This is a genomic window from Pseudomonas sp. ES3-33 (genome assembly GCF_000952175.1).
Lineage (GTDB): Bacteria > Pseudomonadota > Gammaproteobacteria > Pseudomonadales > Pseudomonadaceae > Aquipseudomonas > Aquipseudomonas gregormendelii.
On sequence record NZ_JZRI01000040.1, the window covers coordinates 1 to 20,936 of the forward strand.

The window sequence follows — 20,936 nt, forward strand, 5'->3', positions numbered from 1 at the left end:
ACATCCTCGGTGCACGTTTCTGCGTCGCAGGCGTTGGCTCCACGGACCCCTCTGGGCTGGTTTCGGCGCCGGCCCACCGCCCCCCCCCCCCCCGCGCAACGAGGTTTTTTTACTGTCCGGTGCCTGTTCGTTCGTCTCGTTACCAAGCACCATTTTCTCTCAAGGATTTGTCATGACCACCCAGGACACTGCTCAACGCCCCGCTCTGCGTTCACAACGCTTGAACCAGATCACCCACGAACCACACACCAAACTCGATGCACTGGTCAAAGCCCACGCGCCTTTCGAAACCCAGGCCAACTTCGCCCGCTTCGTCGTCGCGCAGTACCTGTTCCAGTCGGAACTGGTGGCGCTGTACAACGACGCCGAACTGACCGCCATCGTCCCCGACCTGCCGGCGCGCTGCCGGGCGGAAGCGGCCAGGGCTGACCTGGCAGACCTCGACACCGAGGTACCGGCACCCGTGGCAGGCGCGGTGAACGCTCCAACCCAGGCCGAGGCCCTGGGCTGGCTGTTTGTGTCCGAAGGCTCGAAGCTGGGCGCGGCATTCCTGATCAAGCGCGCGGTGGGCCTGGGGCTGAGCGAGACTTTTGGCGCGCGCCACCTCGCTGAACCCGCCGGTGGTCGTGCTGAGGGCTGGAAGCGCTTCGTGAGGACCCTGGATGGACTGCAGTTGAGTGCACAGCAAGAAGCTGAACTGGATAAAGGTGCGATCGATGCCTTTAACCGCTTCACCGTGCTGCTGGAACAGGCCTATACCCCGGAATTTGCCTGACAGGTTAGAGCTGGCTTGCTGGTCTGTGGGAGCAAGGCTTGCCCGCGATTGAGGCGCCGCGATTGACAGGTTGGACCGCGGCATCGCTAACGCGGGCAAGCCTTGCTCCCACAGGACCGCGCCCCGGCTCCTCCGATCAAGCCCCACATGCGTTACCTTGAGCCCATGCCCTCATCTTCCAGACTCATACGTTTTCTTTTCGGCCTGCTGGCCTACGTCAGCCTGGGCATAGGCCTGGTCGCTATTGTGGTGCCTGGCCTGCCAACCACCGAGTTCATCCTGCTCGCCGCCTGGGCCGCTACCCGCAGCTCCCCACGCCTTAGCGCCTGGCTGGAGAACCACCGCCTGTTCGGCCCGATGCTCCACAACTGGCGCAACGGCAAGATCATCACCCGTCGCGCCAAAGTCAGCGCCACGGCCAGCATGTTGCTGTGCGCCGGGCTGATGCTGGTGATGCTCGATCATGGCTGGCCGATCTACCTGGCCATCGCCGGGATGAGCCTGGGCAACCTGTGGATCTGGTCGAGGCCCGAGTCCCTGGCGCACTCTTCATGAAAGACCGAGTCGTGCCCATCGCCAGCCGGCTGGCTCCCACAGGTATTTGCCACAGTGACCCGGTTCAATGTGGGAGCGAGCTTCCCGACACCCAATGAACCCTCGCAAACGCTTGCGCTGACCGTTCATCGGCTTTTACTCATGCAAACCTTCCCCACGCCGATGCCTCTCCCATGGCGCTGAATGGACTTGGCGAACCGGGTCGGTCTCGACCCACAGCCAACACCTCATCCATTCGCGAGTTCGCCTTATGTTCGACTCTCTCTCCATCCGCCTGAAAATCGTGCTGCTGTCCGGCCTTTGCCTGCTGGGCGTGCTTGCCCTGATCGTGGGCATGAATATCTACCAGACCAACCAGAACGACGAACTGGTCAGCGCCTCCAGCAGCAAAATGCTCACCGACAGCGTGCAGAATCTGCTGCAAGCCAAAGCCGCAGAGCAAGCCGTGCGGGTGCAGAAGACCTTCGGCGAGAGCCTGACGGTGGTCACGGCTTTGGCGGATCAGATCCAGGACCTGCGCAGCATGGCGGCCAAGCGGTCGCTGGAAGCGGGGACTGTGCGTGAGGAATTGAACCAGAGCCTGCGAACCGCCTTCGAGCGCAACAGCAAAGTGCTGGGGATCTGGCTGGCATTCGAACCCAACGGCCTGGACGGCAAGGACAGCGAATTCGCCAACGACGCGGCGCGCCAGTCCAACGAGGCCGGGCGATTTGCCAGTTACTGGAGCCGTGCCGGTGGTGCCGGGGTCAACACGATCATGGTCGAAGACGACATGACCAAGACCACCCTCAACATCAACGGCACGCCCTATAACAGCTGGTACACCTGCCCTCGCGACAGCAAGCGCACCTGCCTGCTGGACCCGTATGCCGATACCGTCAACGGCAAGGAAATGCTGATGACCACCATTTCCGTGCCGCTGCTGGTGGATGGCAAAACCATCGGCGTGGTCGGTGTGGATATCGCCCTCGATGCCCTGCAAGCGGCCGCTGTCGAATCCCAGCGTGACCTGTTCAACAGCGCCGGGCACATGCTGATCGTCTCCGGCAGTGGCGTGCTCGCAGGTTACAGCGTTGACGCCAGCAAGGTCGGCAAAAGCATCGCCGACACCTTGGGCAGCGATGGCAAGGAAGTGCTGCAGCTGCTCAGCGCTGGCACGCCGAAAATCCTCGAGCAGGGCGAGCTGATTCGCGCCGTGTATCCGGTCAGCCCGATTACTGATTCCAAGGCCTGGGGCGTGGTGATCGACCTGCCGAAAAACGTCTTGCTGGCCGATTCGGTGAAGCTGCAAGCGGTACTCGATGAGGCCCAGCAAAGCGGCACCATCAAAGCCGTGCTGGTGGCGGTGGCGGCTGGCCTGGTCGGCCTGTTGCTGATGTGGCTCACCGCCTCGGGCGTGACCCGGCCGATCAACAGCGTTGCCCAGATGCTCAAGGCGATTGCCAGCGGCGACGGCGACCTCACCCAGCGTCTGCAGTACAGCAAGAAAGACGAGCTGGGCGAATTGGTCAGCTGGTTCAACCGCTTCCTCGACAAGCTGCAGCCGACCATCGCGCAGATCAAACAGAGCATTACCGATGCGCGCGGCACGGCCGACCAGTCCTCGGAAATTGCCCGCCAGACCAGCGAAGGCATGCAGGTGCAGTTCCGCGAGATCGATCAGGTTGCCACTGCGTCCAATGAAATGAGCGCCACCGCCCATGACGTCGCCAACAGTGCCTCCAATGCGGCCAACGCTGCCAAAGGCGCCGACCAATCGGCCCGCGATGGCATGCAGATCATTGAGCGCAGCACCCGCGACATCAATCAACTGGCCGATGAAGTCAGCAAGGCGGTCACCGAAGTCGAAGCGTTGGCGGTCAACAGCGAGCAGATCGGTTCAGTGCTGGAAGTGATCCGCAGCATCGCCGAACAAACCAACCTGCTGGCCCTCAACGCCGCCATCGAAGCCGCACGCGCCGGCGAGAGTGGCCGTGGTTTTGCGGTGGTGGCGGATGAAGTGCGCAACCTGGCCAAACGTACCCAGGACTCGGTGGAAGAAATTCGCAGCGTGATCGAACGTATTCAGACAGGCACCCGCGGCGTGGTTGCCACCATGCACTCGAGCCAGACCCAGGCCCACAGCAACGCTGGCCAGATCCAGCAAGCGGTCCAGGCCTTGAGCAAGATCAGCGATGCGGTCACCGTGATCAGCGACATGAACCTGCAAATCGCCAGCGCCGCCGAGCAGCAAAGCGCCGTGGCCGAAGAGGTCAACCGCAACGTCTCGGCCATCCGCACCGTCACCGAGACCCTGACCGGGCAAGCGACCGAATCGGCACAGATCAGCAGCCACCTCAATTCGCTGACGACCCATCAGATGAAGCTGATGGATCAGTTCCGCGTCTGACAGGCCCCTGTGGGCGTGAGCCTGGAAATACTCGAACGAGGTCGCTTTACTGGAAATATCGAGCTGTTCGGTCCAATCTCGGACAGCGAAACGATTATCCAGGGCCCTGCCGGCGCTCCCGTCTGCGCGGCGACACCTGGCATTACCAACTGATACGGAGAGATGCCAATGGCTACGTTCGAGCCCGGTCACCTGCATATCGAGCGCACGGCGCTGAACAAGGATGACTACAGCTACGCGCTGAGCATCGACTATGAAGTGACCCAGGACCCCAAGGAAGGCGAAGGCATGCTGTTCAAGATGCATGGCTCGGTGCAGGGCAAGGAACTGCAGGAGGAGTTTTTCCTGCCCAAGGACCAGGCATTCGATTTCGCCCGCCATGCCACTCGCCTGGCGCAGAAGCATGGCCTGCCCAAGGACGCCGGCATCGGCACGGTGCACAAGGCGTACGACCTGATGTTTGAAGACGTCCGGGCACAGCTCGACGTCAAATCCGGCGACCCGGTCAAACCCGAACACCTCGAGTAACCGGCACAGCCCTGTAGGTGTAAAGCTGTAAGGGAGTCCTGCGGGAGCAAGCTTTGCTCCCACAGACCATGGCACACCAGGCAACCTTTGCTTCTGAAGGGCCGCGATATCAGTCCAGGATTTCACCTGCAGCCCTGCCCAAGGCATACTTGCCACCCTCCGCACGCCAGAACCCCATCGCCCCATGCGCATTCACGTCAGCTTCATCGACCGAGTCGGCATCACCCAGGAAGTTCTGGCGTTGCTCGGTGGGCGCAATCTCAACCTGGATGCGGTGGAAATGGTGCCGCCCAACGTCTACATCGACGCTCCGACCTTGAGCCCGGAAGTACTCGAAGAGCTGCGCGATGCGCTGTTCAGCGTGCGCGGCGTGCAGGCCGTGACGGTGGTGGACATCCTGCCTGGCCAGCGCCGGCACCTGCAGCTCGATGCCTTGCTGGCAGCCATGACCGACCCGGTGCTGGCCCTCGACAGTGCGGGCAATGTATTGCTGGCCAACCCGGCACTGATTGCCCTGTATGGTCGCGAACCGGCCGGGGAAAGCGTGGCGGAGCTGTTTGCCGACCCGGCGCTGCTCGACGCGTTGCTGGAGCACGGCTTTCGCCTGCCGCTGCGCGAGATCACCGTCAACGGCCAGACCCTGCTGCTCGACGCCACCCCCATTACCGACGCCGGTGCGTTGCTGACCCTGTATCAACCCAACCGCATCGGCGAGCGCCTGTCAGCGCTGCACCACGACCATGCCGAAGGCTTTGATGCGCTGCTTGGCGAATCTCCCGCCATCCGCACCCTCAAGGCCCGTGCCCAGCGCGTGGCGGCCCTGGATGCGCCCCTGCTGATCCAGGGCGAAACGGGCACCGGCAAGGAACTGGTAGCGCGCGCCTGCCACGCCATCAGCGCCCGGTACAGTTCACCTTTCCTGGCGCTGAACTGCGCGGCATTGCCGGAGAACCTCGCCGAAAGCGAACTGTTCGGCTACGCCCCCGGGGCATTCACCGGAGCGCAACGAGGCGGTAAACCGGGACTGATGGAACTGGCCAACCAGGGTACGGTGTTTCTCGACGAGATCGGCGAGATGTCTCCCTACCTGCAGGCGAAACTGTTGCGATTTTTGAATGACGGCAGCTTTCGGCGAGTCGGTGGCGACCGCGAAGTGAAGGTCAACGTGCGAATCCTCAGCGCAACCCACCGCGACCTGGAAAAAATGGTCAGCGAAGGCTCGTTCCGCGAAGACCTCTTCTACCGCCTGAATGTCCTGAATGTCGAAGTCCCGCCGCTGCGTGAGCGGGGCCAGGACATCCTCCTGCTGGCCCGTTACTTCATGCAGCAGGCCTGTGCACAGATCCAGCGCCCGGTGTGTCGCCTGGCGCCCGGGACTTATCCGGCGCTGCTGGGCAACCGCTGGCCAGGCAACGTACGGCAGTTGCAGAACGTGATTTTCCGCGCCGCTGCCATTTGCGAAAGCAGCCTGGTGGACATCGGCGACCTCGACATCGCCGGCACCTCGGTGGCGCGCCAGAGCGACACCGAAGTCGACAGCCTGGAGCAGGCCATGGACGAGTTCGAGAAAACCCTGCTGGAAAAACTCTACGTCAGTTATCCCTCGACCCGGCAGCTCGCCAGCCGCCTGCAGACCTCCCACACGGCGATCGCGCATCGGCTGCGCAAGTACGGCATTCCCACCAGGCAGTAGCGGTCACAGAATGCTCACGCCTGGCCGCATCCCGTAGGAGCTGCCGAAGGCTGCGATCTCTTGACGTTGATACTGTGTTGCCTGCGACAAGATCGCAGCCTTCGGCCGCTCCTGCGGGACGAATTCCAATCGGAAGGCTTCTAACCTGCTTGGAAACGACCTCCAGCCGTACTGAAAGCGCTACAGCGGAACGATATCGCTACACCCCTCCCCAGCGACCAGTGTGCAAGGCTTTGATCCAGATAGGCTTTTTTCCACGCCCCAAGCTGTAGCGATTTCGCTACACAAAAATCATTCCCCTCTGTCCTAAAATCACACAACTCATTGTTTTATATGGCTTTTAAAACATTGGCCGCGATTTTGCTTATTACCCCTGCATAAATCAGGGCTAACGCCCCAAGCATTCAATCGCGTCCACCAGACGAGTCTGGCCCCCTTAGGAGTTTCCATGAGCGAGTTGCGTTTTACTGAAGATCACGAATGGCTGCGCACCGAAGCTGACGGTAGCGTCACAGTCGGCATCACCGCCTTCGCGCAGAACGCCCTGGGCGACGTGGTTTTCGTACAACTGCCAGAGCTGCAGTCCTACGAAAAGGGCGCGGAAGCGGCCACCGTGGAGTCGGTAAAAGCGGCCAGCGGCGTGTACATGCCCCTGGACGGTGAAGTGCTGCAAGTCAACCCGGCGCTCGACAGCAGCCCGGAACTGGTCAACGAAGATCCAATGGGTGACGGCTGGTTCTTCCGCTTTCAGCCAACCGACGCCTCTGCCGTCGCCAAACTGCTGGATCAGGACGCTTACGACCGTCTGATCAAAGCCAACGCCGAAGCCTGAGGAGCGCCGACATGACTCAAGTAAACCCTGCCGTTGTAACCACAAGCACCGCCAACGAATTCATCGCGCGCCACATCGGCCCGCGCGCCGGCGATGAGCAAGCCATGCTCAATAGCCTCGGTTTCGACTCCCTGGAAGCCTTGAGCGCCAGCGTGATCCCGGAAAGCATCAAGGGCACCAGCGTGCTCGGCATGGACGACGGCCTGAGTGAAGCCGACGCCCTGGCCATGATCAAAAGCATCGCCGGCAAGAACCAGCTGTTCAAGACCTTCATCGGCCAGGGCTACTACGGCACCCACACGCCGTCGCCTATCCTGCGCAACCTGCTGGAAAACCCGGCCTGGTACACCGCCTACACCCCGTATCAGCCAGAGATCTCCCAGGGTCGCCTCGAAGCATTGCTCAACTTCCAGACGCTGATCAGCGACCTGACCGGCCTGCCGATCGCCAACGCTTCGCTGCTCGATGAAGCCACCGCTGCAGCCGAAGCCATGACTTTCTGCAAGCGCCTGAGCAAGAACAAAGGCAGCCACGCGTTCTTTGCATCGGTTCACTGCCACCCGCAGACCCTCGACGTGCTGCGCACCCGTGCCGAGCCTCTGGGCATCGACGTGGTCGTCGGCGACGAGCTTGAGCTGACTGACGTGACGCCGTTCTTCGGCGCACTGCTGCAGTACCCGGCAAGCAACGGTGATGTCTTTGACTACCGCGCGCTGACCGAACGCTTCCATGCCGCCAACGCTCTGGTGGCGGTTGCCGCTGACCTGCTGGCCCTGACGGTGCTGACCCCGCCAGGCGAATTCGGCGCCGACGTGGCCATCGGCAGCGCACAGCGTTTCGGCGTGCCGCTGGGCTTCGGTGGCCCGCACGCAGCGTACTTCTCTACCAAAGATGCATTCAAGCGTGACATGCCGGGCCGCCTGGTGGGCGTTTCCGTCGACCGTTTCGGCAAGCCGGCCCTGCGCCTGGCGATGCAGACTCGCGAGCAACACATCCGCCGCGAGAAGGCCACCTCGAACATCTGCACCGCGCAGGTTCTGTTGGCCAACATTGCCAGCATGTACGCCGTGTATCACGGTCCAAAAGGCCTGACGCAGATCGCCAAGCGCATTCATCACCTGACGGCGATCCTCGCCAAAGGCTTGAGCGCACTGGGGCTGAACGTCGAGCAAGAAAACTTCTTCGACACCCTGACCCTCAACACTGGCGCCCACACCGCCAAGCTGCACGACCAGGCGCATGCGCAGCAGATCAACCTGCGCGTCGTCGATGGCGGACGTCTGGGCCTGTCCCTTGACGAAACCACGTCGCAAGCTGATGTCGAAACACTGTGGGCCCTGTTCGCCGACGGCCAGGCGCTGCCGGACTTCTCCGCCCTCGCTGCTGCAGTGGTCAGCACCATCCCGGCTGCGCTGGTTCGTCAATCGCCGATCCTCAGCCACCCGGTATTCAACCGTTATCACTCGGAAACCGAGCTGATGCGCTATCTGCGCAAGCTCGCCGACAAGGACCTGGCCCTGGATCGCACCATGATCCCGCTGGGTTCGTGCACCATGAAACTCAACGCTGCCAGCGAAATGATCCCGGTGACCTGGGCTGAATTCGGCGCCCTGCACCCGTTCGCCCCGGCCGAGCAAAGTGCCGGCTACCAGCAACTGACCGACGAACTTGAAGCGATGCTCTGCGCCGCGACCGGCTACGACTCCATCTCCTTGCAGCCGAACGCCGGTTCGCAAGGTGAATATGCCGGACTGCTGGCTATTCGCGCTTACCACCAGAGCCGTGGCGAAGACCGTCGCGACATCTGCCTGATCCCGTCGTCTGCCCACGGCACCAACCCGGCGACGGCCAACATGGCCGGCATGCGCGTGGTCGTGACCGCCTGCGATGCCCGCGGCAACGTCGACATCGAAGACCTGCGCGCCAAGGCCATCGAGCATCGCGAACACCTTGCGGCGCTGATGATCACCTACCCGTCGACCCACGGCGTTTTCGAAGAAGGCATCCGCGAAATCTGCGGGATCATTCATGACAACGGCGGCCAGGTGTACATCGACGGCGCCAACATGAACGCAATGGTCGGCCTCTGCGCACCGGGCAAGTTCGGCGGCGACGTCTCGCACCTGAACCTGCACAAGACGTTCTGCATCCCTCACGGTGGTGGCGGCCCGGGCGTTGGCCCGATCGGCGTCAAATCGCACCTGACTCCGTTCCTGCCGGGTCACGGCACCATGGAGCGTAAAGAAGGCGCGGTCTGCGCAGCACCGTTCGGCAGCGCGAGCATTTTGCCGATCACCTGGATGTACATTCGGATGATGGGCGGCGCGGGCCTCAAGCGTGCTTCGCAGCTGGCGATCCTGAACGCGAACTACATTTCCCGTCGCCTCGAAGAGCACTATCCAGTGCTCTACACCGGCAGCAATGGCCTGGTAGCCCACGAGTGCATCCTGGACCTGCGTCCACTCAAAGACAGCAGCGGCATCAGCGTCGATGACGTGGCCAAGCGCCTGATCGATTTCGGTTTCCATGCACCGACCATGTCGTTCCCGGTCGCTGGCACCCTGATGATCGAGCCGACCGAAAGCGAATCCAGGGAAGAACTGGACCGCTTCTGCGACGCCATGATCCGCATCCGCGAAGAAATCCGCGCAGTGGAAAACGGCACGCTGGACAAGGACGACAACCCGCTGAAGAACGCTCCGCACACTGCGGCGGAACTGGTCGGCGAGTGGACTCACCCGTACAGCCGTGAGCAGGCGGTCTACCCTGTAGCATCGCTGATCGAAGGCAAGTACTGGCCACCGGTCGGTCGCGTCGACAACGTGTTCGGTGATCGCAACCTGGTGTGCGCCTGCCCGTCGATCGAAAGCTACGCTTAAACCAATGAGGGGCGGGTGCGCCTGCCCCTCTTTCTCAAGAACACCACAAAACCTGTGGGAGCTGGCTTGCCTGCAATGGCGGCCTGTCAGACAGCGTCGATGGCGACTGAACCAACGCCATCGCAGGCAAGCCAGCTCCCACAGGACCGTGTCCAGTTAAAAATTCCGCCAATTCCCATAACAAGAAACCGGAGAACAACCATGGCTTTAAGCGTGTTCGACCTGTTCAAGATTGGCATCGGCCCCTCCAGTTCCCACACCGTCGGCCCAATGCGCGCTGCCGCGCGTTTCGCCGAAGGCTTGCGCCGTGAAGGGCTGCTGGCTGCAACCGCCTGCGTCAAGGTCGAGCTCTACGGCTCACTCGGCGCCACCGGCAAAGGCCACGGCAGCGACAAGGCCGTGTTGCTCGGGCTGGAAGGCGAACACCCGGACACCGTGAACACCGAAACCGTCGCTGCTCGCCTGCAAGAGATTCGCGGCAACGGTCGCTTGAACCTGCTGGGTGAGCACAGCATCGCGTTCAACGAGAAAGAACACCTGGCGATGATTCGCAAACCGCTGCCTTATCACCCCAACGGCATGATTTTTCGTGCGTTCGATGCTGCCGGTTTGCAAACCCGCAGCCGCGAGTACTACTCGGTAGGCGGCGGGTTTGTGGTCGATGAGGATGCAGCCGGTGCCGACCGCATTGTCGAAGATGCCACCAAACTGACGTTCCCGTTCAAGAGCGCCAAGGACCTGCTGGGGCATTGCGCGACCTACGGCCTGTCGATCAGCCAGGTAATGCTCACCAATGAAAGTGCCTGGCGACCTGAAGCCGAAACCCGCGCCGGCCTGCTGAATATCTGGCAAGTGATGCAGGATTGCGTGGCCGCCGGTTGTCACAACGAAGGCATCCTGCCCGGTGGTTTGAAGGTCAAGCGTCGCGCTGCGGCGCTGCATCGGCAATTGTGCAAGAACCCCGAATCGTCCTTGCGCGATCCGCTCTCGGTACTGGACTGGGTCAATCTGTATGCCCTGGCGGTCAACGAAGAAAACGCCAACGGCGGACGAGTCGTGACGGCGCCCACCAACGGCGCGGCCGGTATTATCCCGGCGGTGCTGCATTACTACATGCGCTTCATTCCCGGCGCGAACGATGACGGCGTGGTGCGCTTCCTGCTCACCGCAGCGGCCATTGGCATTCTGTACAAGGAAAACGCCTCGATCTCCGGTGCCGAAGTCGGCTGCCAGGGCGAAGTAGGAGTGGCCTGTTCCATGGCGGCGGGTGCCTTGTGCGAAGTCCTCGGCGGCAGCGTGCAGCAAGTGGAAAACGCCGCGGAAATCGGCATGGAACACAACCTCGGCCTGACCTGCGACCCCATCGGCGGCCTGGTGCAAGTGCCTTGCATCGAGCGCAATGCGATGGGCTCGGTCAAGGCCATCAATGCGGTCCGCATGGCCCTGCGCGGTGACGGGCAGCACTTCGTCTCCCTCGACAAAGTCATCCGCACCATGCGCCAGACCGGCGCCGACATGAAAAGCAAATACAAGGAGACCGCCCGCGGCGGTCTGGCGGTCAACATTATCGAATGCTGATGCGCGCGCATTGGCCTCTGCACATTTTTTCAGGAGCACAACATGTCCACCGAACAATTGCTGACTACCCCGCTGCACGCCCTGCACATCGAACTCGGCGCGCGCATGGTGCCGTTCGCCGGCTACGACATGCCGGTGCAATACCCGCTGGGCGTGATGAAAGAACACCAGCACACCCGCGACCAGGCCGGGTTGTTCGATGTCTCGCACATGGGCCAGATTCGCCTGACCGGCGCCAAGGCTGCCGAGGCCCTGGAAACCCTGGTACCGGTAGACATCATCGACTTGCCGGTGGGCATGCAGCGCTACGCGATGTTCACCAACGAGGCCGGTGGCATTCTCGACGACCTGATGGTCGCCAACCTGGGCAACGACGAACTGTTCCTGGTGGTCAACGCCGCCTGCAAGGACCAGGACCTGGCGCACCTGCGCAAGCACATCGGCGAGCAGTGCACCATCGAGCCGCTGTTCGAAGAGCGTGCGCTGCTGGCCTTGCAAGGCCCGGCCGCCGTGACCGTGCTCGCGCGCCTGGCGCCTGAAGTGGCGAAGATGACCTTCATGCAGTTCACGCGCGTCCAGCTGCTGGGCGTGGAATGTTTCGTCAGCCGCTCGGGCTACACCGGCGAAGACGGTTTCGAGATCTCCGTGCCGGCCGCGAATGCCGAAGCCTTGGCCCGCGCCCTGTTGGCCGAGCCGGAAGTGGCCGCGATCGGTCTGGGCGCTCGCGACTCCCTGCGCCTGGAAGCCGGCCTGTGCCTCTATGGCCACGACATGAACACCGAGACCACCCCAATCGAGGCGAGCCTGCTGTGGGCCATCTCCAAGCCGCGTCGTGCCGATGGCGCACGGGCCGGCGGTTTCCCGGGCGCCGAAAACATCTTCGCGCAACAACAGGGCGGCGTCAGCCGCAAACGCGTAGGCCTGCTGCCGCAAGAGCGCACGCCGGTGCGCGAAGGCGCGGAAATCGTCAACGAAGCGGGCGAGATCATCGGCAGCGTCTGCAGCGGTGGTTTCGGCCCCACCCTGGGCGGCCCTCTGGCCATGGGTTACCTCGACTCGGCGTACGTTTCGCTCGACACCCCCGTCTGGGCGATCGTCCGTGGGAAAAAGGTGCCTTTGCTTGTAAGCAAAATGCCATTTGTTCCACAACGCTACTATCGCGGTTGATTGACTGTTTCTATAAGTAACGCGACTGCGTTAACACTGCACTAATCTGTAACGCAGCCGCCATAAAACAGTGCAACCGTTCGATAATGAACAGTACTTATAACAGTCGAAAACATTTGAACAGCGCTATCGAATAAGCCTGCACCAACGCCTCCACTAACAGCCTCACAGCCAAGCAAACCGGGCCCCTCACAGGGGCTTGTTTTTTATTGGCTAGTTGGCGTAGAGTTTGTTCACTGTGTTTGCATGGGTCGCTTGGAATCGTGACCTGGGCAGTAGCCTACAAGTTAGCTACATCCCGTTCGACGTCTTCTTACTCTCCTGCAACCAGCCCCAGTACTCTTTCATGAGAAAGAGGCTGTCATTAATTTTTGCGTCAAAGGAAATAAGAAATGTCCCAACGTCAGAGCGGTACCGTCAAATGGTTTAACGACGAGAAAGGTTTTGGTTTTATCACGCCAGAAAGCGGTCCGGATCTGTTCGTGCATTTCCGCGCTATTCAGGGCAACGGCTTCAAGAGCCTGAAAGAAGGCCAGAAAGTGACCTTCGTTGCTGTGCAGGGCCAGAAAGGCATGCAGGCTGACGAAGTTCAGGCCGAAGCTTAATCTTCTGTAACGAAAAAGCCCCTGATGCTGACATCAGGGGCTTTTTTGTGCGCGCAAATCCGTAAAATGAGTTCTTTTTCCCGCCGAGACCCGTGCCATGTCGAAACACCTGCTGAAGCCCCAGGGCGATTTTCCCGCCGCTGGCCTGGGTCGTCGTCTGGCAGCGATGTTCTATGACTTCCTGCTGTGCACCGCTTTGCTAATTGTCACCAGCGGGATCTACAAGATGATCCAGATGGCAATCATCGGCGAGGAGCGGATGCGCACGCTGACTGAAGCGGGAGCACTGGACGGTGATCCGCTGCTTTCTACCCTGCTGCTGTTCGTGCTATTCGGTTTTTTTGCCAAGTTCTGGACCTGGTCGGGTCAGACCCTGGGCATGCAGGTGTGGGGCATTCGGGTGCAGAACGCCGACGGCTCATCCATCAGCCTGTGGCAGGCGTTGCTGCGCTTTGTGGTCTCCATCGCCTCGCTGCTGTGCGTGGGCCTGGGTTTCATCTGGTCGCTGTTCGACAAGCAGAAACGCAGCTGGCATGACATGTATTCCGAGACGCAGCTGGTGCGCATTCCGAAGAAACAGAGGTAAGCGCATAAAAAAGATCGCAGCCGTCGACAGCTCCTACAAGGTTTGTGAGCACCTGAGCTGCCGAAGGCTGCGATCTGTTGATCTTGCTTTAAGCGTTACCAGCCAACTTCATCCGCGCAGCCTGGGTAAAGTCGAGCATCCGCTTCAACGGCCGAATCGCCTGCGGAATCAACGCCGGATCCACAAAGATCTCATTCGTCCCTTCTTTAAGGCTCTTGAGCGTGCGCTCAAGCGTATTCATCGCCATCCACGGACAATGCGCGCAACTGCGGCACGCCGCGCCGTTACCCGCCGTAGGGGCTTCGATGAACACCTTGTCCGGGCACAACTGCTGCATCTTGTAGAAGATGCCGCGGTCGGTGGCCACGATCAGGGTCTTGTTCGGCAGGCTCTGCGCTGCAGCAATCAGCTGGCTGGTGGAGCCTACGGCGTCCGCCAGTTCGATAACCGAAGTCGGCGACTCGGGGTGCACCAGAATGGCGGCATCCGGGTACAGGGCCTTCATGTCCTCGAGCTGCTTGGACTTGAACTCTTCGTGAACGATGCAGGCACCGTCCCACAGCAGCATATCGGCGCCGGTCTTGCGCTGGATATAGGTACCCAGGTGCTTGTCCGGCCCCCAGATGATGGTTTCGCCGTTGTCCATCAGGCTCTCGACGATTTCCAGCGCGCAGCTTGAAGTCACCACCCAGTCAGCCCGGGCTTTGACTGCCGCCGAGGTATTGGCATACACCACCACCGTACGCTCAGGGTGCTGGTCACAGAACGCCGAGAACTCGTCCACGGGGCAACCCAGGTCCAGCGAGCAGGTCGCCTCCAGGGTCGGCATCAGGATGCGTTTTTCCGGATTGAGGATCTTCGCGGTTTCGCCCATGAACTTCACGCCGGCGACCACCACGGTCTTGGCCGAGTGAGCATTGCCAAAGCGCGCCATCTCCAGCGAGTCGGAGACGCAGCCTCCGGTCTCTTCGGCGAGCGCTTGAATGACCGGATCACAATAGAAGTGAGCAACCAGCACTGCGTCCTGAGCCTTGAGCTCGTCAGCGATGGCAGCGCGGTAATAAGCCTCTTCCTCGACCGTCAGCGGCTTGGGCTGCTTGGCGTCGAGATGGGCTTGAACCAGAAGGCGTTCGGAAATCTGCGTCATGTTCGCAAGACCTGCAGGCGCATTTGCGCGAAAGTCGAGTATACACCCGGCTCCGGACCCTTTAGAGGGTACCGCCGGGAAAGTGAGTAGTCATCAGGCACAGCATTGAAGCTGCGCAAGGCTACAGAATATCCCGACGATGCAAAAGATGAATCTGACCTGCGTCACGCGGTGCAGCTCCGAACGTGAGCCCGCTCAAATCGAAGAAAAAAATCCGCAAGTCCTCACGCTCTTGAGCCTTGCGGATTTCTCAACTGTTGAAAACAGTCCAGGGTCACTTCGATCGGGTACCGATCGACTTCCAGGGTGCTCGCTCTGTAATGCTGGAAATGGCGAGGCGCAATGGCATAGACCCGATCTAAGATGAGCGAAAAAGGGTAGGAGCAATCATTCAATTCAACTCAATATATTTGCTGAGGCGTGGCTAAGATGGAAAAAATGAAAGACCCCAGTACAAGTATTCATCCGCTCGACCAGGATCGTGACCCGATCAGCACAGCCCTTGTTTGGAGCTTGGCCGCTAAGGTGGCGGCTCACCATGGTGGCGATCTCGCGCGAATGCAGCGAGCCAATGGGTACTCGAACGCGACGTGGGTCGGTAACGGCATCGCCGTGCGTATCGCGCATACACCCGTCGACATGGCACGCGAGGTTGCGCTCGTTCAGGCTCTTCCGCGAGAGGTCGGGCACCCGGAGATCCTTGGAGAGGGCACTACCGAGGGCCACGGCTGGATCGTGAGCGCGGAGATTCGCGGCCAGAACCTCCAGGAGGCGTGGCCGACGCTGACGCCTGCGGAGCAGGAAGCAGCGGTCCGCCAGCTTTGGGCTCGGGCCCAGATCGTGCACGACGCGAGCCCGTCTCTGAGGACGCTTGTCGCATCTCACGGGGGGTTCGTACCGGCTTCGCTCGAAGCTGCCACCGCGGCGGCTAACCGCGCTAAAGTCAAGCTGGGACTGTCCAGCGCACAGCAGTCGCGGCTCCATGGAATCATCGAGGGTTACTTCCGGGCTGCACCCTTGGTTGCACAGACCGTCAACCATGGCGACCTCGCGCTGATGAATGCTTTATGGGATGGAGAGGTCGTCGCCCTGCTGGACTTTGAGTTCGCCGTGCTCGGTCCGGTCGAGATCGACCTGTGCCGGTTGGTATGCGAGGCCCGCGTATCCGAAGAAGGCCATCGTATTGATTCGGAGGCAGGCAACGCTGCGGTTGAGATCGCCGTTCGACATATGGATCCGATTCATGGTCGCGCGCTTATCCATGGCGCCGCGATTCTCGACCAGCTCCGTGACCTTGACATCTGGACGGCTGCTGGGAGTGTCGAGGACTGGCGACCGTGCCGCCTGCTCGCTGACCTGCTCGACGTCGACGGCGGCTATCTCGCCCCCCTGCTCAGGTAACCGGCGCTATCACGATACGATGAACGTCATCGATTCGATCGTGGTGCGCCAAGTCAAGCACCTCAACAACATCATCGAACAGGACCATCGCGCCATCAAGCTGGTAACAAGCCGATGCTCAACTTCAAAGCGTTCCGGTCGGCCGGCTCCGTGCGGGCCGGCGTTCATGCACATGAAAAAGGGTGCGACCTTATTGGACAAGATGCCTGACGGCATACACACCATCCATCCGCGACAACAACGTGCTGGCTGCCGCCAAGCGCATCGTCGAATCCACCGAACCGCCACCTGCGAATGAGGCTGAGAGAATGCGCAGATGGATTCGATCTCACCTTCGGCAGCTGACAGACGCTGAGGAAGTTGCCCGCCTCGTGCCGTGCCAAGCGGTGCAATGACCAAATTTCAGACAAAAAAAAACCCGGAAATCCTCACTTTCGTGGGCCTTCCGGATTTTCTAAACTGCTATAAAAATGGTGGGTCGTGTGGGATTCGAACCTACGACCAATTGGTTAAAAGCCAACTGCTCTACCAACTGAGCTAACGACCCGCTGTGTGGTGGCGCGTATAATACTGATTTTTAAGGACTATTCAACACCTAATTTGAAATAAATCAAAAATAAGGCGTTGGGTCACTTATTCCGGCCGCCGCGAAGCCTTCTGCACGCAGTCGGCAGCTGTCGCATTTGCCGCACGCCCGACCGTTATCGTCGGCCTGGTAGCAGGAAACCGTCAGGCCGTAATCGACACCCAGCTTGACGCCAGCCTGGACGATCTGCGCCTTGCTCAGGTTCTGCAGGGGCGCCTGAATGCGGAAGCCGTTACCTTCCACCCCTGCCTTGGTGGCGAGGTTGGCCATGCGCTCGAAGGATTCGATGAACTCGGGACGGCAATCCGGGTAACCGGAGTAATCGACGGCATTGACGCCAATGAAGATGTCACGCGCTCCGAGGACTTCGGCCCAGCCCAACGCGAGGGACAGGAATACGGTATTGCGTGCAGGAACGTAGGTGACCGGAATGCCTTCACCGGCCTCCTCCGGAATATCGATACTGCTGTCGGTCAATGCCGAGCCACCCATGCCGTCCAGGTTCAACCCGATGACTTTATGCTCAACCACGCCAAGATCACGGGCGACGCGTGCGGCAGCGTGCAGTTCGGCATGGGAGCGCTGGCCGTAGTCGAAGCTCATGGTGTAGCAGCTGTAGCCATCGGCTCGTGCCATGGCCACGACAGTGGCCGAGTCCAGGCCACCAGACAGGAGGATGACCGCACGTTTTTCTGCAGCGTTCAGTTGTTCAGTCATTTCAGCGCCCCGGCTCGTCATTCCATAGATATTTATGCAGCTGCAGTTGCAGGCGCACTGGCAGGTTGTCCGCCACGACCCAATCCGCCAGGTCCCGAGCATTCAGGTCATGGTGGCTGGGAGAAAACAGAACCTCACCGGCGCGGCGATCCAGACCGTACTGAATCAGCTTGGACACGGCCCAGTCGTAGTCTTCCCGGGAACAGATGACAAACTTCACCTGATCGTTGGGCGTCAGCAGCTCGATGTTTTCGTAGCGATTGCGATGCGCTTCCTTCGAACCCGGAGTTTTCAGGTCGACGACGCGACTTACCCGCGAATCGACTGCCGAGATATCCAGAGCTCCACTGGTTTCCAGTGACACTTCGTAACCGGCATCACACAGGCGCTTGAGCAATGGGATGGCGTTGGGCTGGGCGAGGGGCTCGCCGCCGGTGACACACACATAACGCGGACGAAAGCCGGCCACTTGTTCGATGATGTCATCCAGCGGGCGAACCGTGCCGCCTGTGAAGGCGTAGGCGCTGTCGCAGTACTGGCAACGCAATGGACAACCGGTCAGGCGCACAAAAACAGTGGGCAGCCCGGCCGTCCGCGTTTCACCCTGCAACGAGTAAAATACTTCAGTGATTCTCAATGTGTCTTGCATAGTCGCCACGGGCGTAACAGCTAAACAGGCTGTCCGCCTCCGTCAGGCACTTTTAGGAACCCCGCCATCGCGCGAATCCCAAAAAGCGGTGTTTCAGAAAAAGGGCGTGAATTCTAACGAAAAAACCCGCAGCAAGTGCGGGTTTCTTCAAAACGGTTCAGGCAAGCTTACATTTTCTGCAAGTCGCGCTGGGCCAACTGCGCGGCGGACGTGCCCGGATATTGGGACACCACCTGCTGCAGAATGCCTTTGACCTTGTCGGGATGACCAAGGCGGCGCTCTACATCAGCCAGCTTGTACAGCGAGTCAGGCACTTTGTTGTGCTTGGGGTACAGCTGGGACACCTTGGCAAACGCCTGACCGGCCCCTTGCAGGTCGCCTTTGGCCAGGTTCACTTCGCCCAACCAGTATTGGGCATTGCCCGCGTACTGGCTGTTGGGGTACTTGCGCAGGAAAGCGGCAAAAGCCTGGCTGGCCTTGTCGAAATCCTTGGCTTTGATCAGGTCGAAGGCTGCATCGTAATACAGTTTTTCCTTCGCCGGGTCAGCCGGCTCGGTACCCGCGGCCGGTGCCTGAGCGGCAGCCGCTCCAGCACCCGCTGCTGCACCGGGGGCGCTCAAATCGCCACCGGTGGAAGAATTCTCAGGAGTTGCGGCTGGTGCAACGCCGGTTCCAATGCGCCGATCAAGATCCTGGTATCGCTCCAGGCTTTCCTGCTTCATGCGCGCTACATCATTTTGCAGAACTTCGATGATGCCTTGTTGGCGCGAGATCTGCTCCTGCATGGATTGCAGTTGGTTGAACAGCTCGCCCTGTGCCGAGACAGGGGTCGAAACCCCTCCCCCGGCATAGGCGCCGTTCGTACCGTAACCCGCGGGCGGATAACTACTTCCACTATTGCCGGAGTTGTTGTTATCGACCACAGGAACCGCAGCCCACACCGCAAGCGGTGCGAGGCTGAGAGCCAGAATAGTTACAGCACGACGGCACGTTCGCATGACGAATTACTTACGCAGTTCGACGCGACGGTTTTGAGCCCAGGACTGCTCGTCGTTGCCGGTAGCAACTGGACGCTCTTCGCCGTAGGAAACCAGTTCCAGCTGAGCTGGGGAAACGCCTTGCAGTACCAGGTAGCGCTGAACGGCTTTCGCACGACGCTCGCCCAGTGCCATGTTGTACTCACGAGTACCACGTTCGTCGGTGTTACCTTCCAGAACAACGCGAGCGCCGTTAGCTTTCAGGTCCTTGGCGTGAACGTCCAGAGCGCGCATGGCTTCTGGCTTCAGGTCCGAACTGTCGTATTCGAAGTAGAAAGTGGTGATCGCGCGCAGAGCAGCTTCTTCGCTCAGGGAGCCGTCAACTGCACCAGTGTTAGCGCCGTAACCAGCGTTTGGATCAACAGCAGCGCCTTCACCGGCATTGTCGCCGCCTTTGGACGAGCAACCTACAGCTACAGCCATGGCCAGAGCCAGCGCAGCAAATTTACCAAACTTCAGCATTTCCATCGTGAAACTCCTAATGAACCCCAGTGTGTTAAGTAAAACGTAAAGCGCCGCGTCAGTTCAGGTAAGGGGACCAGGAAGGTTCTCTGACTTCGCCTTGTGCGGTAGGAAGCGGGAGCCTTACGCGTCCATTAATGGACACGAGCATCAAGACTCCCCGGCCCTGCTGGCGGGTGGCGTAGATTACCATGGTGCCGTTGGGCGCAACAGTAGGCGACTCGTCCAGAGTGCTATCAGTGAGGATCTTTACACTACCGCGTTGCAAATCCTGGGCCGCCACCTTGAAATTGGTGAAGCCTTCCTGACGATGAATCATGACCAGGGTCTTTTCGTCAGCCGACAGCTTAGGGTTGGCGTTGTAGTTACCGATGAAGGTCACACGCTCTGCACCACCGCCGCCTGCGCTGGTTTTGTAGATCTGCGGCTTGCCGCCACGGTCGGAGGTGAAGTAGATGGTCGAACCATCTTTACCCCAGAACGGTTCGGTGTTGATGCCGGGGCCATTGGTGACGCGGGTGATCTGGCGCGAGCCCAGGTTCATCACATAGATGTCCGGGTTGCCGTCCTTGGACAGCACGAACGCCAGGCGATTGCCGTCCGGCGACCAGGCTGGTGCACCATTGAGGCCTTCGAAGTTGGTGATTTGCTCACGGCGACCGGTGTCGATGTTCTGCATGAAGATGCGCGGACGCTTCTGCTCGAACGAGACATAAGCGATGCGCTTGCCATCCGGTGCGAAACGCGGCGACAGGATCGGCTCGCGCGATTGCAGCAGGGTAACGGCACGCGCACCGTCGTAGTCCGAACGTTGCAGGGTGTAGCGAGTGTTTTTCTCGGAGAAGCGCTCGGCAGTCACGTAGAGCAGGCGAGTCGAGAAAGCACCTTTGATACCGGTGAGTTTTTCAAACGACTGGTCAGCAATGTAGTGCGACATGTCACGCAACTGGTCAACGCTGCCCGACACGCTGCCGGTCAGCACTTGCTGCTCGGTGGCGACGTTGAACAAGGCGTATTGCACCTGCAGGCGACCGCCCGCCGGAGCGATGCTGCCGACCATGACGTACTGGGCACCCAGCGCCTTGAAGTCACGGTAGATGATTTCGCTGGCCTGGCTTGGCTGGCTGATCATGTTCTGTTTCGGGATCGGCGAGTAGTAACCCGAGTTGCGCAGGTCGTTACCGATGATCTCGGCCATATCGTCCGGCAGCACGCTGCCGCCCTGGTTGGCGAACGGAACGACGGCAATCGGGGTAGCCCGATCGCTGCCGCTGGTTACCAGAATGTTTTTCTCATCGGCTACCGCCATCCCTGCCAGGCAGCAGATGGCGACAAGCATTCCTCGAAGAA

Annotated in this window: 19 protein-coding genes, 1 tRNA gene and 2 pseudogenes; 15 read left to right on the forward strand and 7 right to left on the reverse strand. The window is 60.5% G+C overall.

Going from position 1 to position 20,936, the window contains the following annotated elements; all coding sequences use genetic code 11:
- Positions 1-172: 172 nt before the first annotated feature.
- From UB23_RS04910 to UB23_RS04960, 12 genes and pseudogenes are all read left to right on the forward strand, one after another.
- Entirely contained in the window at positions 173-775 is a 603-nt protein-coding gene (locus UB23_RS04910) for a biliverdin-producing heme oxygenase (protein WP_045058210.1), read from the forward strand.
- A gap of 165 nt (positions 776-940) precedes the next feature.
- Complete coding sequence (locus tag UB23_RS04915; protein WP_045058281.1) at positions 941-1,330, forward strand: YbaN family protein; 390 nt, start codon at positions 941-943, stop codon at positions 1,328-1,330.
- A 523-nt stretch (positions 1,331-1,853) separates the two neighbouring features.
- Positions 1,854-2,861 (forward strand): annotated as a pseudogene (locus UB23_RS30650) (PDC sensor domain-containing protein); the annotation flags it as partial.
- A gap of 102 nt (positions 2,862-2,963) precedes the next feature.
- Positions 2,964-3,719 (forward strand): methyl-accepting chemotaxis protein, encoded by a 756-nt coding sequence (locus UB23_RS30655; RefSeq protein ID WP_442963619.1) that lies wholly within the window; start codon positions 2,964-2,966, stop codon positions 3,717-3,719.
- A gap of 168 nt (positions 3,720-3,887) precedes the next feature.
- Positions 3,888-4,247, forward strand: coding sequence for a DUF5064 family protein (locus UB23_RS04925; RefSeq protein WP_045058212.1), 360 nt, complete (start codon positions 3,888-3,890; stop codon positions 4,245-4,247).
- A gap of 184 nt (positions 4,248-4,431) precedes the next feature.
- Entirely contained in the window at positions 4,432-5,940 is a 1,509-nt protein-coding gene (locus UB23_RS04930; RefSeq protein ID WP_045058213.1) for a sigma-54-dependent transcriptional regulator, read from the forward strand.
- A 448-nt stretch (positions 5,941-6,388) separates the two neighbouring features.
- Positions 6,389-6,772, forward strand: coding sequence for a glycine cleavage system protein GcvH (gene gcvH / locus UB23_RS04935; RefSeq protein ID WP_045058214.1), 384 nt, complete (start codon positions 6,389-6,391; stop codon positions 6,770-6,772).
- 11 nt (positions 6,773-6,783) lie between these two features.
- Positions 6,784-9,651 carry an aminomethyl-transferring glycine dehydrogenase gene (gcvP, locus tag UB23_RS04940; RefSeq protein WP_045058215.1) on the forward strand — a complete coding sequence of 956 codons (2,868 nt, stop codon included), beginning with the start codon at positions 6,784-6,786 and terminating at the stop codon, positions 9,649-9,651.
- A 201-nt stretch (positions 9,652-9,852) separates the two neighbouring features.
- On the forward strand, positions 9,853-11,229 hold the full coding sequence (locus tag UB23_RS04945) for an L-serine ammonia-lyase (protein WP_045058216.1): 1,377 nt from the start codon (positions 9,853-9,855) through the stop codon (positions 11,227-11,229).
- 42 nt (positions 11,230-11,271) lie between these two features.
- Positions 11,272-12,396 (forward strand): glycine cleavage system aminomethyltransferase GcvT, encoded by a 1,125-nt coding sequence (gcvT, locus tag UB23_RS04950; protein WP_045058217.1) that lies wholly within the window; start codon positions 11,272-11,274, stop codon positions 12,394-12,396.
- A 392-nt stretch (positions 12,397-12,788) separates the two neighbouring features.
- A complete protein-coding gene (locus tag UB23_RS04955) occupies positions 12,789-13,001 on the forward strand; it encodes a cold-shock protein (protein ID WP_003175786.1) in 213 nt (70 codons plus the stop codon).
- Positions 13,002-13,098: 97 nt separating this feature from the next.
- The gene (locus UB23_RS04960; RefSeq protein ID WP_045058218.1) at positions 13,099-13,587 is read left to right on the forward strand and encodes an RDD family protein; all 489 of its coding nucleotides are present in this window, start codon (positions 13,099-13,101) and stop codon (positions 13,585-13,587) included.
- 88 nt (positions 13,588-13,675) lie between these two features.
- Here the strand turns inward: UB23_RS04960 and nadA are convergent, their stop codons facing one another.
- A complete protein-coding gene (gene nadA, locus UB23_RS04965; protein WP_045058219.1) occupies positions 13,676-14,734 on the reverse strand; it encodes a quinolinate synthase NadA in 1,059 nt (352 codons plus the stop codon).
- A 239-nt stretch (positions 14,735-14,973) separates the two neighbouring features.
- Between nadA and UB23_RS30135 the strand changes: the two are divergent.
- From UB23_RS30135 to UB23_RS29990, 3 genes and pseudogenes are all read left to right on the forward strand, one after another.
- A pseudogene (locus tag UB23_RS30135) lies at positions 14,974-15,066 on the forward strand (ParA family protein); the annotation flags it as partial.
- Between the two features lie 97 nt (positions 15,067-15,163).
- Complete coding sequence (locus UB23_RS04970) at positions 15,164-16,135, forward strand: phosphotransferase family protein (protein ID WP_201777865.1); 972 nt, start codon at positions 15,164-15,166, stop codon at positions 16,133-16,135.
- Between the two features lie 19 nt (positions 16,136-16,154).
- The gene (locus tag UB23_RS29990) at positions 16,155-16,433 is read left to right on the forward strand and encodes a hypothetical protein (protein ID WP_045058220.1); all 279 of its coding nucleotides are present in this window, start codon (positions 16,155-16,157) and stop codon (positions 16,431-16,433) included.
- A 173-nt stretch (positions 16,434-16,606) separates the two neighbouring features.
- On the opposite strand, the gene UB23_RS04980 is transcribed toward UB23_RS29990, so the two are convergent.
- From UB23_RS04980 to tolB, 6 genes are all read right to left on the reverse strand, one after another.
- A tRNA-Lys gene (locus tag UB23_RS04980) sits at positions 16,607-16,682 on the reverse strand.
- Positions 16,683-16,745: 63 nt separating this feature from the next.
- Positions 16,746-17,438, reverse strand: a complete 693-nt coding sequence (queC, locus tag UB23_RS04985; protein ID WP_045058221.1) for a 7-cyano-7-deazaguanine synthase QueC — start codon at positions 17,436-17,438, stop codon at positions 16,746-16,748.
- Position 17,439: 1 nt separating this feature from the next.
- Entirely contained in the window at positions 17,440-18,087 is a 648-nt protein-coding gene (gene queE / locus UB23_RS04990) for a 7-carboxy-7-deazaguanine synthase QueE (protein ID WP_045058222.1), read from the reverse strand.
- Between the two features lie 167 nt (positions 18,088-18,254).
- Positions 18,255-19,085 (reverse strand): tol-pal system protein YbgF, encoded by an 831-nt coding sequence (gene ybgF, locus UB23_RS04995; RefSeq protein ID WP_045058223.1) that lies wholly within the window; start codon positions 19,083-19,085, stop codon positions 18,255-18,257.
- A 6-nt stretch (positions 19,086-19,091) separates the two neighbouring features.
- Positions 19,092-19,592 carry a peptidoglycan-associated lipoprotein Pal gene (pal, locus tag UB23_RS05000; RefSeq protein WP_045058224.1) on the reverse strand — a complete coding sequence of 167 codons (501 nt, stop codon included), beginning with the start codon at positions 19,590-19,592 and terminating at the stop codon, positions 19,092-19,094.
- Positions 19,593-19,644: 52 nt separating this feature from the next.
- The gene (gene tolB / locus UB23_RS05005) at positions 19,645-20,925 is read right to left on the reverse strand and encodes a Tol-Pal system beta propeller repeat protein TolB (RefSeq protein WP_209012670.1); all 1,281 of its coding nucleotides are present in this window, start codon (positions 20,923-20,925) and stop codon (positions 19,645-19,647) included.
- Between the last annotated feature and the right edge of the window lie 11 nt (positions 20,926-20,936).